General features: G+C 62.8%; 10 protein-coding genes and 1 pseudogene. 2 read left to right on the top strand and 9 right to left on the bottom strand.

From position 1 onward, the window contains the following. Positions 1 to 56 precede the first annotated feature (56 nt). The gene (locus ACGVJ8_RS00065; RefSeq protein WP_392344918.1) at positions 57 to 1784 is read left to right on the top strand and encodes an alpha-amylase family glycosyl hydrolase; all 1728 of its coding nucleotides are present in this window, start codon (positions 57 to 59) and stop codon (positions 1782 to 1784) included. After that, the gene (locus ACGVJ8_RS00060; RefSeq protein ID WP_392344917.1) at positions 1781 to 2572 is read left to right on the top strand and encodes an HAD-IIB family hydrolase; all 792 of its coding nucleotides are present in this window, start codon (positions 1781 to 1783) and stop codon (positions 2570 to 2572) included. Before ACGVJ8_RS00065 ends, ACGVJ8_RS00060 begins: the two co-directional genes overlap by 4 nt. Positions 2573 to 2591: 19 nt before the next feature. On the opposite strand, the gene ACGVJ8_RS00055 is transcribed toward ACGVJ8_RS00060, so the two are convergent. The 9 genes and pseudogenes from ACGVJ8_RS00055 to gcvT all read right to left on the bottom strand — a co-directional run bounded on the left by ACGVJ8_RS00055 (position 2592) and on the right by gcvT (position 12722). Beyond that, positions 2592 to 3404 carry an aminotransferase class IV gene (locus ACGVJ8_RS00055; RefSeq protein WP_392344916.1) on the bottom strand — a complete coding sequence of 271 codons (813 nt, stop codon included), beginning with the start codon at positions 3402 to 3404 and terminating at the stop codon, positions 2592 to 2594. Further along, positions 3401 to 4699, bottom strand: a complete 1299-nt coding sequence (locus ACGVJ8_RS00050) for an anthranilate synthase component I family protein (RefSeq protein ID WP_392344915.1) — start codon at positions 4697 to 4699, stop codon at positions 3401 to 3403. The genes ACGVJ8_RS00055 and ACGVJ8_RS00050 overlap by 4 nt, the downstream gene beginning before the upstream one ends. Continuing rightward, positions 4696 to 5376, bottom strand: coding sequence for a 7-cyano-7-deazaguanine synthase QueC (gene queC / locus ACGVJ8_RS00045; protein WP_392344914.1), 681 nt, complete (start codon positions 5374 to 5376; stop codon positions 4696 to 4698). The genes ACGVJ8_RS00050 and queC overlap by 4 nt, the downstream gene beginning before the upstream one ends. Next, positions 5373 to 5999, bottom strand: a pseudogene (locus tag ACGVJ8_RS00040) (NAD(P)-binding domain-containing protein); the annotation flags it as partial. The gene queC and the pseudogene ACGVJ8_RS00040, both read right to left, overlap by 4 nt. Before the next feature lie 169 nt (positions 6000 to 6168). Next, positions 6169 to 6786 (bottom strand): 7-carboxy-7-deazaguanine synthase QueE, encoded by a 618-nt coding sequence (locus tag ACGVJ8_RS00035; protein WP_392344913.1) that lies wholly within the window; start codon positions 6784 to 6786, stop codon positions 6169 to 6171. A 9-nt stretch (positions 6787 to 6795) separates the two neighbouring features. Further along, positions 6796 to 8445, bottom strand: a complete 1650-nt coding sequence (locus ACGVJ8_RS00030) for a CTP synthase (protein WP_392344912.1) — start codon at positions 8443 to 8445, stop codon at positions 6796 to 6798. A 64-nt stretch (positions 8446 to 8509) separates the two neighbouring features. Then, positions 8510 to 9643, bottom strand: a complete 1134-nt coding sequence (locus ACGVJ8_RS00025; protein ID WP_392344911.1) for an RNA polymerase sigma factor, RpoD/SigA family — start codon at positions 9641 to 9643, stop codon at positions 8510 to 8512. 102 nt (positions 9644 to 9745) lie between these two features. After that, on the bottom strand, positions 9746 to 11575 hold the full coding sequence (aspS, locus tag ACGVJ8_RS00020; RefSeq protein WP_392344910.1) for an aspartate--tRNA ligase: 1830 nt from the start codon (positions 11573 to 11575) through the stop codon (positions 9746 to 9748). Positions 11576 to 11624: 49 nt separating this feature from the next. Then, positions 11625 to 12722 (bottom strand): glycine cleavage system aminomethyltransferase GcvT, encoded by a 1098-nt coding sequence (gene gcvT / locus ACGVJ8_RS00015; RefSeq protein ID WP_392344936.1) that lies wholly within the window; start codon positions 12720 to 12722, stop codon positions 11625 to 11627. Between the last annotated feature and the right edge of the window lie 21 nt (positions 12723 to 12743).

Raw genomic sequence — 12743 nt, 5'->3', positions numbered from 1 at the left:
CAACAACAGAGGTCAGAGTCTTGCCCCATACCTGAACGGTGCCGAGGAGGAAGGTGATGCAGCCCCCGCGCGACGAGACGCTGCGGACCCTGCTTGGCGATCTGTACCCCGTTGATTCTTCCGGGGATGGCCAGGAGTTGTCGTCGCAATTGCTGCAGATCTTGAGTCAATCGTCAGGAGATGGCGATATGGCAGAACCCATGGAGCGCTGGGATGGCCGCGATGTGGTCTTAATCACCTACGCCGACACCATTGGTGAAGAGGGTGTGCTTGGTCTTCAAGCGCTGAAGTCGTTTGTGAATCGCCATCTGCAGCCCTTTGCAGCGGTGATTCATGTGTTGCCGTTTCTGCAATCCACCAGTGATGGTGGTTTTGCGGTGGCCAGCCACACGAAGCTCGACACGCGTTTCGGTGATTGGAGTGATCTCGCTGCCTTGGCCCAGGGCCGACGGCTGATGGCCGATCTCGTTCTCAATCACGTGTCGGCGTCTCACCCCTGGGTGCAGCAATTCATGCGGGATGAACAGCCCGGCCGCTCCTGTGTGCTGGAGGCAGCACCGGATCCCTGTTGGGCGGATGTTGTTCGTCCGCGCAGTTCCAATCTGTTCACGCAATTGAGGGGCCCCATTGGTGCGCGTCAGGTCTGGACCACCTTTGGTCCCGACCAGGTGGATCTCAACTGGCGCAGTGCGGAGGTCCTGCTGGGCTTTGCCCGGTTGATGCAGCGCATGGCCCGGCATGGGGTGCGTTGGATCCGTCTGGATGCCGTGGGTTTTGTCTGGAAGGAACCCCACACCTCATGCATTCATCTGCCGCAAGCCCATCAACTGGTTCGGGTGCTGCGTCTGCTGCTTGATCAGGTGGGACCCGATGGCGTTGTGGTCACGGAGACCAACGTGCCTGAGCAGGAAAACCTCTCCTATCTAAGGAGCGGTGATGAAGCGCATCTTGCCTACAACTTTCCGCTGCCGCCCTTGTTGCTGGAAGCCAGCGTCAGTGGTCGCGCCGACCTTCTCAACGCCTGGTTGGGTCGTTGGCCCCATCTGCCGCCGCAAACGGGTCTTCTGAATTTCACCGCCTGCCATGACGGCATCGGTTTAAGGCCACTGGAAGGCCTAATGCCCCAGAAGCGTTTGCTGCAGCTGTTGATCGGCTGTGAGCAACGGGGTGGATTGGTCAGCCACAGGATGCTTAGTTCCGGCGATGAAGTTCCCTACGAGATCAACATCAGCTGGTGGAGTGCCATGGCTGATGGGGGGATTGATCCTACCTATCTCCAACGGGAGCGGTTCCTGCTCACCCAATTGATGGTCTTAGCCTTGCCCGGGGTTCCCGCCTTTTATCTGCCGGCATTGCTGGCGGCCCCCAATGATCTGACTCGCTTTCGCCGCACGGGCCATCGCCGGGATCTGAATCGGCCCCAGTTCACGGTCCAGGCCCTGGAGCGACGCCTGGCGGATCCCGATGCCGATGCCTCAGCCCTGCTCCCGGTGCTGAGGCGGGCTCTGGCCGAACGGGCTGTGCATCCGGCCTTGCACCCGGATGCCGCGATGACGGTGCTGAGTGCGGATCGCAGTGATCGCGTCATCCTGCAGCGGTCCCGCGGTGGGGAAACGCTCGTGGCCGTTCACAACATGACGGCAGCGCGGCTGAGCTTGCGCCTCAGTCGCTTGGGTGGTGATCTGAACCAGCCATGGGCCGATTGCCTGAGCGGTCATGTGTTCGCACCACATCAGTTGCATTCGCTAGAGCCTTATGCGGTGCATTGGTTTGTTCAGCCATGACCGCGAGTGTTGAGCCAGCGTGGTGGGTGGTGACCGATCTCGACGGCACGTTGCTGGATCACAGCTACGATTGGTCGCCGGCCAAGGATCTGATTCGTCAGCTGCAGCAGCGGCAGATTCCGGTGATTCCCTGCACCAGCAAAACGGCGGAGGAAGTGCGCGGCTTCCGCAAAGAGGCGGGGCTTCATGACCCATACATCGTTGAAAACGGTGGCGCTGTGCACGGTGAAACATCGGCAGGGGAGCCCTGGGAGCTGCCATTGGGTCCGGATTGGACGGAGCTGAAACCCCAGTTGCAGGGTCTTCAGGCCGAGTTGGGTGAGCCCCTGCGCCCGTTGGATGAACTCAGTGAGGAGGAGGGTCAGCGGTTGTTAGGGCTCGGTGGTGAAGCCTTACACCGGGCACAGCGGCGGTGCTGCAGCGTGCCTTTTGTTCCGCCCTCGGCGGAGGGGCGTCCCCGGCTGGAGGCCTTGGTGCAGCGGATGGGCCTGACGGTGGTGCAGGGCAACCGCATGGGTCACCTGCTGGGCCCAGACATCAGCAAAGGCCAGGCTTTGGCCACCCTCAAGCGACATCGGGGTGCTGAGCAGGTGAAGGTCTTGGCCTTGGGGGATTCCCCCAACGATCTGCCGTTGCTCGAGGTGGCCGACATCGCTGTCGTTGTGCCCGGGCCCGATGGCCCCCATCCCGAGCTGAGTTCCAGGATCGCTGCTGGGCGTTTCCAGCTTGCGGGAGCCCCCCATGCCAACGGTTGGGACGAGGCTGTGCGCCGGATTCTTCGGATCTAGGCCATCGCTGGCCCCGACCTCAATGGAGCAAGGATTGCCATAGCTCCACTGCAGTCGTCGTTGCCGCCATGGGCTGACCATTGTGGGACGCGATCGGTCGACAGCTGAGGCTGTTGATCAGAACGGCCTGATCATCGGTATCGAACTCGGCCTCCAGCTCGGTTTCCACCGCGATGCCCTGGGCCAGTGCACGGCCCCGCATCACCCCTGGAAGACAGCCGCTGCTGAGGGCTGGTGTCAGCCACTGTCCGCGACGCCGGACCAGCAGATTGGCTGTCGTTCCGCAGCACAGGGCCCCAGCCGTGTTCAAGAGCAAAGCGTCGTCGGCACCTTGGCACTGGGCTTCTCTGCGGGCCTGGATGGATTGCCCGTAGGCAAAGGTCTTGCAACGGCTCAGCCGGCTGGAGGCATTGCGGCGCTCATGGCGACTGGTGGTGGTGGTGATGGCTGAAAACATCGGTGTGCAGGGCTGGAGCGTGAGCCAAAAGCGGTGTTGGCCTGGGGCCGGCAGACCGATTCCGCGTTGGGGTGTGCTGCCACGGCTCCAGTTCAGGCGCAGGGCTCCATCGGCTTCGCTCAGCTGGCTGCGTTGAATCGCGTCTTCAATTAGAAGCTGCAGCGCGTTTCGCTGCGGTGGCGGGTCCATGCCCAGCAGGGCCGCACTCTCGCTCCATCGCTGCAGGTGCTCCTGCAGGAGTGGGGGCTCACCGTTGCGAACCAGCACGGTTTCAAAGAGGCCATCGGCCAGGAGCAGGGCCCGGTCGTCGAGGGGAAGCTTCAGGCTTGCTGCAGTTCCCCAGTGGCCGTCGATCCAGGCGATGGACGATGTCATGTCAGCGCCTCCAGTAACGGCTGCAGTTTCCACATCAACTCCTCCGCTTCGCCGAGAGGATCCGAGTCGGCCACAATTCCGCAGCCGGCATGGGCCCGCAGGGTGTCGCCCTGGCGTAGCAGCGACCGGATCAAGATGTTGCTGTCGAAGCTGCCATCCCAGTCGATCCGCAACAGTGATCCGCAGTAGGGCCCGCGGCTGGTGGGTTCGAGCTCATAGAGGCGTTGGCAGGCCCGCAGTTTGGGTGCGCCACTGATCGACCCCCCAGGCCAACTGGCTTCCAAGAGATCGACCCAGCTCAACCCAGGCTGCAGCTGCCCCTCCACGACCGAGGTGAGGTGATGCACGGAGGCGTAACTTTCGAGCCCCACAAGTTGGGGCACCTGGATGGATCCCGGTTGGCAGGCACGACCAAGGTCGTTCCGAAGCAGGTCGACGATCATTACGTTCTCGGCGCGGTCCTTGTCGCTGCACACGAGTTCCGCGGCGAGCTTTGCATCTTGTTCGGGATCGCCATGGCGCGGTCTGGTGCCTTTGATCGGCCGGGCTTGGATGGCTCCCTGAGCGCTCACGTGCAGAAATCGTTCAGGGGACGATGACAGCAACGCCTCGTTTTGGTCGCTGATGATCAACCCTGCAAAGGGGGCAGGACAGGCCTCCCTCAGGGTGAGAAACAGCTCCAAGGCACTGCCTTCCTGGGGCCAGGCTGTGCTGCAACAGGCCGTGAGGTTGGCTTGGAAGAGATCGCCTGCAGCGATCAGATCACGGATGTGTTGCACTCCTGTGGCGTATTGCTCTGGTGGGGTGTGGTGGTGCCAGGCCGCCAGGGGGATCGATGGGGGCTCGCCTTTGGGCTGCTCAGTGCTCGAGTCCAGCTGTTGGGTTAGGCGTTCCAGAGCAGCCGTGCTGCTGGCTTCGATCCACAGTTTGCGTTGCTGGAGATCAAAGCGAAGCACTGGATCGTGGCGGGCGATCCAAAGCATGGTCATGCCATCGCTGGCCCAGGGGTTGCCGGGTTCCACCCAAGCGGCGGCTTCATAGCTCAGCCAGCCGCACCAATGGCCTGGGGCAAGCCCCCGCAGTGCCTCGAAGGGATTGCTGGCGCCTGGCTCTCCGGGGAGACCACGGCAGCAGACGATCTCCTGGGGTGCCACCGCCAGGGTGGCCCATCGGCCCAGGCTGCTGCCGTCGCCATCCAGCCAGACCAGGCCTTCCTCGCCGTAGGCATGGGCCAATTGGTGGGCAAGTGCTTGGGGCTCCTGCCAGCGCAGTTCAAGCCGTTGTGGGCGGATCATGCCTGCGCGGAACTGCAGAGGTCAGGCCGGTCTGCCTCGCGGAGCGCTGCATCACGGATGCGGCAGCTGTCGCAGACGCCGCAGGGGTGCGTGCCGCCGCTGTAACAGCTCCAGGTTGTTTCGATCGGAACACCCAGGCGAAGGGCTTCCTCAACGATGCGCACCTTGCTCCACTGCGCCAGGGGTGCCCAGAGTTGGGCGCCATGGCCTTCCCGACCGGCTTTGCTGGCCAGGTCAGCCAGAGTCTGAAAGGCGTTGAGGTAGTCGGGCCGGCAGTCGGGATAACCCGAGTAGTCGATAGCATTCACGCCCAGAACCAACCTTTCCGCTCCGCGTGCTTCCGCCAGGCTGAGGCCAACGGAAATGAACACGGTGTTGCGCCCGGGCACGTAGGTGGGCGGGATGCTTCCCTCCTCAACGCCATGAGTGGGGATCGAGATACTGGCGTCGGTGAGGGCTGAGCCTCCCCAGCTGGCCAGATTCACGGTGATGCAGTGATGCTCTGCCAAGCCAAGCTGCTCAGCAACGGCAGCGGCGGCGTCTAATTCGCGGCGATGGCGCTGGCCGTAGTCAAAGGACAGGCCGATGACGCGGTCGCCTTGCTCAAGGGCAAGGGCCACAGCGGTGGCGGAATCCAAACCTCCCGAGAGCAGGGCGATGGCAGTGCGTTGACTCATATCAGGACCGTGAGTTCGTGCAGGGCGCAGTAGTCCTGCTTATCCAGATCGGTGCCCTTCGCTTGTTCAAGCAGGGTGAGCAAACCGCGGAGCCCCTGGTCTTGGAGGCCAGCGGTTGTCGCTTCCTCCAGGAACAGGCGCAGGTCTTTGCGCAGCAGGGCGGTGCTGAAGTTGGGATCGGCGTAGGTGTGTCCAGCATCCGTTGCAGCTTCTTGTCTATTGAGGGCCAGCTTGGTGTCAGCTCCGCTATCAACGGGCCCCACGAGCAGGGGCTCTTGGCAGAGGTGGGAGAGGAGTGGCCGTTGTTCCTCGAAGACCTGCACTTCGCCCCCGGCCATCACCAGCAGGGTGCCATTGAAGGCCTGGGGCTTGCTGCCGAGCACCGGGGCTCCCAGATGCCCTCCCTGGTCCGCAACCTGTGTGGCGAGCTTGCGGCTTTCCTCCATTCCCATGGTTCCCATCGGGACCAACGTTGAGCTTTGCAGATCCCCAATCGTGCTGATCACGGATGCCGTTGCTGCCCTGTCACGCAAGATGGAGATCAAGACTCTTTTGTCTCCCGTGGTTTGCCCGAGATCCTTGATTGCTGTTGCACCCTTCTCCACGAGTGAGACGATGCGGGAGGGGGCGCGATTCTAGACGTGGACGTTGAGACCCTGCTCCAGCAATCGCGTTGCGATCGCCGTTCCGAGGAGGCCTGTGCCCAGAACGGCCACTGAGGTCATGGCTCAGGTGATCAAATTCTGTTCAACCTCAACGTAGTGGAGCAGATCCTGCCCTCAATGGCATCGCTCAGCGGATTCCAAGCCATTTGTGGCTCTGCAGGCTGAGGCGCCATTGGGCGTGCTGACGCACATGATCCACAGCTAGCTCTTCTCCGATGGTGCTCTCCCAGCCCGGCTGAAGCAGTCGTTCTGTATCGTCCTCGCATTGGGACGCCATTGCCGCAGCGAAGCCGATGTCTTCCAGGCCATGCACCACGACTTTCAGCTCATGGCAGGCCTGCAAAAGCTCTTGCCGTGGGGGGCGGTGGCGTTTTGGCGAGAGGGTGATCCAGTCGAAGCGTCCGCTCAGCGGATCCACTCCGCTGGTTTCCAGATGCAGGGGGAGACTGCATCGCGCATCGAGGGCCTGGGTGAGGGGCTGTAGATCGTGATGCAGCGGCTCTCCACCGGTAATGACAACGAAGCTGGCCCCCGCTTCAGCAGCCATCTGGGCGGCATCAGCCAAGGCATCGATGGGCTGCTCAGGGTACCCCTGGCTGGGCCATGAGTGCTTGGTGTCGCACCAGGGACAGCCCACTGTGCAGCCGGCGAGGCGAATGAAAAATGCACTGCGTCCGGCATGGTGGCCCTCTCCTTGGAGGGAATGGAACGTTTCCACCACTGGGAGACGCTGGGAGTCAACCATCGATGTAGTTCATGGGATCGCAATGTCCCCCTGTTGACGCAGGGCCTGGGCTGGTGAATCGGGAAGACGTTGTTGGGCTGCTTCGATCAATCCCCGGAACAACGGATGGGGTTGTCCAGGGCGGGACAGGAATTCGGGGTGGTATTGGCAGGCGGTAAAGAACGGATGCCCTTTCAGTTCGATTAACTCCACCAATCGCCCGTCTGGGGAGGTGCCACTCACCACGTACCCAGATTCGAGGAACAAATTGCGATAGGAATTGTTGAATTCGTAGCGGTGGCGGTGACGTTCGTAGACCACCTCTTCGCCGTACAGCCTCTGGGCGAGGGTTCCCGGTGCAATCCTGCAGGGATAAATCCCCAGGCGCATCGTGCCGCCGAGGTCAACCACGTCCTGCTGTTCCGGCAGCAGGTGAATCACGGGATGCGGCGTGTTTTCGTCTAATTCAGCACTGGTCGCTTCGGTGAGGCCGGCCTGGTTGCGAGCCCACTCGATCACAGCGGTTTGCATTCCAAGGCAGAGCCCCAGGAAGGGCACGCGTTGTTCCCGGGCCCACCGAATCGCTGCAATCTTTCCATCGACGCCACGGTTGCCGAAGCCACCGGGCACGACCACGGCGTCCATTCCACGTAGGAGTGCATCGGCACCGTCGGCTTCAATCTGTTCGGCGCAGACCCAGTGCAGGTCGAGGGAGGCATCCTGGGCAATGCAGGCATGCTGCAGCGCTTCGACGACGGAGAGATAGGCGTCGTTCAGCTGCACGTACTTGCCCACCAGGGCAACCTTCACCGACGGGCCGGGGTTACGCAGCTTGTTGACCAGTTGTTCCCATGCCGCCATGTCGCTGTCATGGTCGGTCAGATTCAGCACGTCCAGAACTTCACGGCACAGCCCCTCCTGCTCGAGGATCAGCGGCACGGCATAGATGCTGTCGGCATCCAAGGAGGGAATCACGGCGCGGGTGGGCACCCCGCAGAAGCCGCCGATTTTCCGCTTGAGATCGTCGCTGATGTCGCGATCACTGCGGCAGATGAGCACATCCGGCTGGATGCCGATGGAGCGCAGTTCCTTGACCGAGTGCTGGGTGGGCTTGGTTTTGAGTTCGCCGGAGGTGCCGATGAAGGGCAGCAGGGTGACGTGGATGTAGGCCAGGTCGTTGCGACCCACGTCCTCCCGGAACTCACGGATGGCTTCGAGGAAGGGCAGTGATTCGATGTCACCCACGGTGCCGCCGATTTCGGTGATAACCACATCGGCATTGCTGTTGGCGGCAACCCGGTGGATGCGCTCGCGGATCTCGCCGGTGATGTGGGGAATCACCTGAACGGTTCCGCCGTTGTAGTCGCCGCGGCGCTCCTTGTTGATCACCGATTGATAGATCGAGCCGGTGGTCACGCTGTTCAGGCGTGACATCGCCGTGTCGGTGAAGCGCTCGTAATGCCCCAGGTCGAGATCGGTTTCGGCGCCGTCTTCGGTGACGAAGACCTCACCATGCTGGAACGGGCTCATCGTCCCGGGATCCACATTCAGGTAGGGATCCAGCTTGAGAATCGAAACGTTGTAGCCCCGCGACTTCAGCAGCCGGCCGAGGCTCGCCGCCACGATTCCCTTGCCAATGCTGGACACCACACCACCGGTGATGAAGACGAATTTGGCCATGACCTGCCGGGCGACTCTTCAAATTAGCTGGCGTCGGTCATGGGCTCCAGGGGGAACCGGTGTGTCAGGAATCCAGGCCCTGGATGTAGTCCCGGACTTTGCTGCGTCGTTGGGGTTGCCGCAGTTTGAGCAGGGCGCGGGTTTCGATCTGACGAACACGCTCTCTGGAGAGTTTCAGTTCTTCCCCGATTTGGGCCAGGGTCTGGGGCGTGTCGTCCTCTAAGCCAAAGCGTCTTCGCAGGACAGCGGCCTCCCGACTGGTGAGTTCATCCAGGAGATCCTCCAGATCGTTGTGGAGTTCGTCGATGGTCAGGGTTTGCTCAGGGGTGGCATGGCCGTCTTCGATTAGGTCCCCGAGCTGGGTGTCCTGGTCACGGCCGATGCGCGTGTCGAGTGAGACTGAGCGCGGCACCCGGGCCAGGGTTTGGCGCACGGTCTCCTCACTGATGCCCAGCTCGCGGGAGAGGTCTGCGATTGAGGCGAGGCGGCCTTCGTTGCTCGCAATCTCTTGTTGGACCCGTTTGATCCGGTTCAGTTTTTCGGTGACGTGGACAGGCAAACGGATGGTGCGGCTCTGCGTGGCGATGGCCCGCGTGATGCCCTGACGGATCCACCAGTAGGCGTAGGTGCTGAAGCGGAAGCCTCGGGTGGGATCGAATCTCTCTACGGCCCGTTCCAGCCCGAGCGTCCCTTCCTGGACCAGGTCGAGGATTTCCATCCCCCGTTGCTGATATTTCTTCGCCACCGCCACCACAAGGCGCAGGTTGGCCTGAATCATGTGGTTCTTGGCTCGCCGACCATTGCGGAGGGCCAATCTCAGCGCTTTGGCTTCCAGTTGGGCCTGTTCAGCCCAGGCCTCGTAGCCCAGGTCGATCCGCTGCTGTAAAGCCTCCAACGGCAGGCCGGCCGCCCGGGCCCATTCCTGCTTCGTCGGCCAGTGGCTGTGTTGGTTGGCCTCGCGGCGTTGCAGTTCTTCGAGACGGTGCAGCTCTGCCATTGCAGCATCGCTTTCGGCTAACTCCCGTTGTTGCAGCAGCAGTGCTTCGCGACGCTGCACCAGACGGGCCAGGGTGACCTCCTCTTCGTTGGTGAGCAGGTCGACCCGGCCGATGTCCTGGAGATAAAGACGCAGCAGATCCGTTGTGCCGCTGCTGCGGCGCTCACGGGTCCCCCCTGTCCGTCGGGGCTGGCTGGGCAAAGGCTGGCCTTGTGAAGTCCAACTTCAGGATTCCTCGCCGTTGACCGCGGTGCGACAAATGCGCTGATTCCCTTCGGGATCTGCTCAGCCCAGTGGTCGCGGTCAGTGCTCCTGGTCGGGCTCGACCCAGGTGCTGGCCACATGCAGTTCCTCTAGCTGCTTATCGGCCACACTCCCTGGGGCATTGGTCATCAGGCAGCGGGCCTGCTGGGTCTTGGGGAAGGCAATGGTGTCGCGGATGGATTCCTCTCCGGCCAGCAGCATTACCATCCGGTCCACACCGAATGCCAGGCCGCCGTGGGGAGGCGCCCCCACATCGAGAGCATCCATGAGGAAGCCGAACTGCTCCTGGGCTTCCTCGAGGGGCAAGCCAACGGTCTGCAACACCTGGTGCTGCAGGGCGGAGTCATGGATGCGCAGGGAACCGCCGCCAAGCTCAAGGCCATTGAGCACGAGGTCGTAGGCCTGGGCCCGGGCTCCCGGCAGGGTGTCGGCCCATTTCGACGCATCGCTGCCGAGATCCTCGGCATTGGGGGCGCAGAAGGGATGGTGCAGGGCCTCGTAACGGTTCTCGTCGCTGTTGAACTCGAACATCGGGAAGTCGACCACCCAGAGGAAGTTCCACTGGTCGTTGTCGCGGTCAGCCTTGACCATGCCCAGTTCCTTGGCCAGGTACTGGCGCACGCGATCCAAGGCCTTGTTCACCGTGGCGGTGTCGCCGGCACCGAACAGCAGCAGGATCCCGGGTTCCGCGCCGGTGCGGCTGAGCAGCTCCTGCTTCTGCTCATCGCTGAGGTTGTCCTTGATGGCGCCGATCGTGTCGATCTCACCGCCGTCGCGCACCCGGATGAAGGCCAGGCCACCGGCACCGGCTTTCTGGGCCTCGCTGAACACATCGCCGCCGGGCTTGATCCGCACGTTGCTCAACGCATCGTTGCCGCCTGGCACCGCAATGCACTTCACCGCGCCGCCGGACTTCACAGCACCGCTGAACACCTTGAAGCCCATGTCCTTGACGATGTCGCTCACGTTGGTGAGCTCCATGCCGTAGCGGGTGTCGGGTCGGTCGGTGCCGTAGTGATCCATGGCGTCATGCCAGGTCATGCGCGGGAAGGGCCGCGGCAGTTCGATGCCCTTCACGGCCTTCCAGATGGCGCAGATCAGGGATTCGTTCAGCTCCAGGATCTGCTCCTGATCCATGAAGCTCATCTCGATGTCCAGCTGAGTGAATTCCGGCTGGCGGTCGGCCCGCAGGTCTTCGTCGCGGAAGCAGCGGGCCACCTGGTAGTAGCGCTCGATGCCACCCACCATCAGCAGCTGCTTGAACAACTGGGGGGACTGGGGCAGGGCGAACCATTCGCCGCCGCAGACCCGGCTGGGCAGAACGTAGTCGCGGGCACCTTCCGGCGTGGAGCGGGTCAGCACCGGGGTCTCCACCTCGATGAAGCCTTCGTCTTCCAGGAAGCGACGGGCGGCCTGGATAGTCTGGGCCCGCAGCCGCAGGTTATCGTTCATGCGCTTGCGGCGCAGATCCAGATAGCGGTGGCGCAGGCGCAGCTCTTCGCGGGTGTTCTCCTCGTCGTGCACCGACACGGGGAAGGGCAGGTTGCCCTTCACGCTGTTCAGAACGGTGATGCCGCTGGCCAGCACTTCCACGGCCCCCGTGGCCAGCCTGTCGTTCAGGGACTCGCCCGGACGGGCCCGCACTTTCCCCTCAACCTGCAGCACGGTTTCGCTGCGCAGATGCTCGGCGATGGCGAAAGCGTCTGCGCCCAGATCTGGATCCACCGTGATCTGCACCGTGCCGCTGCGGTCCCGCAGGTCAATGAAAATTACCCCACCGTGATCACGGCGTCGGTCCACCCAGCCGCACAGTTGCACCTGCTGATCGATGTTCTGTTCGCGCAGGTCGCCGCAACCGTTGCTGCGCATGGGATGTCTCAACTGGAGAAGAGCGAGTTTCCCACAGCAGCGGTGAGCCTCAGGCGCGTTTGTAGAAGGGCTTGCTAACGACCGTTGCCGGCTGGGCCTTGCCACGGATCTCAACACTCAGTTCGGTGCCGAGCTTGGCGAGGGATGAGGGCACGTAGGCCAGGGCGATCGCTTCTTCCAGGGTGGGGGACCAGGTGCCGCTGGTGACGATGCCCACCGTCTCCCCATTGTCCATCACGGGGTAGTCGTATCGGGCGATGGCACGACCCTGAAGCTTGATGCCCACCAGGCGCTTAGCGGGGCCCGATTCCGCCGCCTGCTCCAGCGCCCGCCGGCCCACAAAATCCATGGGCATTTCCAGGTGCACGAGCCAACCCAACCCCGCTTCGAAGGGGTTGGTTTCATCGTTCATGTCCTGGCCGTAGAGGTGCATCGCGGCCTCCAGACGCAAGGTGTCCCGTGCCCCAAGCCCGCAGGGGCTGACACCGCGATCCAGCAAAAGCTGCCAGAGCTTTTGCCCGTCGTCGGCGTTGAGCAGCAGCTCAGCACCGTCTTCGCCGGTGTAGCCCGTGCGAGCACTGAACACCGGTTGGCTCAGGCCCTTGAGATTGAGCATCCGGTGGCCGAAGCGGGGCAAGCCGCTGAGGTCTTCGCCGCTCAGCTCCTGTAGCAAGCCCATGGCCTCAGGGCCCTGCAGAGCGAGCAGCACTCCGTCGTTTTTGATGTCGGTCACCGTCAGGCCAGCGGGTTCCATCTGTTCACGGATCCAGGCGGTGTCGCTGTCGGCGCAGGCGGCATTGATCACCAGCACTAGCGCACCCCGTTCGGCGTCGATGGCACCGCAGTCGTAAACGATGAGGTCGTCGCGAATGCCGCCGCTCTCGTTCAGCAGAACCGAGTAGCAGGCTTCGCCGGGACCGATGCGGTGCAGATCGCTGGGGAGCAGCCGTTGCAGCGCATCCTTGGGATTTTTACCCTCCAGGCGCAGCACTCCCATGTGGGAGATGTCGAACATCCCGACCCGTTCGCGAACGGCCTTGTGTTCCTGGATCAGGCCGCTGAACTGAACCGGCATCTCCCAACCGGCAAACGGAACCATGCGGGCTCCGGCGCTGCGGCAGGACTCGAACAGGGGAGTGCGCTGCAGAGACCTGGGGGCGGCGGATGG

Source organism: Parasynechococcus sp., assembly GCF_042954245.1.
GTDB lineage: Bacteria > Cyanobacteriota > Cyanobacteriia > PCC-6307 > Cyanobiaceae > Parasynechococcus.
This window is presented reverse-complemented; position numbering and strand designations above follow the sequence as displayed.

Excerpts from the sequence above, each read along its gene's own strand:
- ACGVJ8_RS00065 (WP_392344918.1), top strand. The coding sequence starts at position 57 with ATGCAGCCCCCGCGCGACGAGACGCTGCGGACCCTGCTTGGCGATCTG.
- ACGVJ8_RS00060 (WP_392344917.1), top strand. The coding sequence starts at position 1,781 with ATGACCGCGAGTGTTGAGCCAGCGTGGTGGGTGGTGACCGATCTCGAC.
- ACGVJ8_RS00055 (WP_392344916.1), bottom strand. The coding sequence starts at position 3,404 with ATGACATCGTCCATCGCCTGGATCGACGGCCACTGGGGAACTGCAGCA.
- ACGVJ8_RS00050 (WP_392344915.1), bottom strand. The coding sequence starts at position 4,699 with ATGATCCGCCCACAACGGCTTGAACTGCGCTGGCAGGAGCCCCAAGCA.
- queC (WP_392344914.1), bottom strand. The coding sequence starts at position 5,376 with ATGAGTCAACGCACTGCCATCGCCCTGCTCTCGGGAGGTTTGGATTCC.
- ACGVJ8_RS00035 (WP_392344913.1), bottom strand. The coding sequence starts at position 6,786 with ATGGTTGACTCCCAGCGTCTCCCAGTGGTGGAAACGTTCCATTCCCTC.
- ACGVJ8_RS00030 (WP_392344912.1), bottom strand. The coding sequence starts at position 8,445 with ATGGCCAAATTCGTCTTCATCACCGGTGGTGTGGTGTCCAGCATTGGC.
- aspS (WP_392344910.1), bottom strand. The coding sequence starts at position 11,575 with ATGCGCAGCAACGGTTGCGGCGACCTGCGCGAACAGAACATCGATCAG.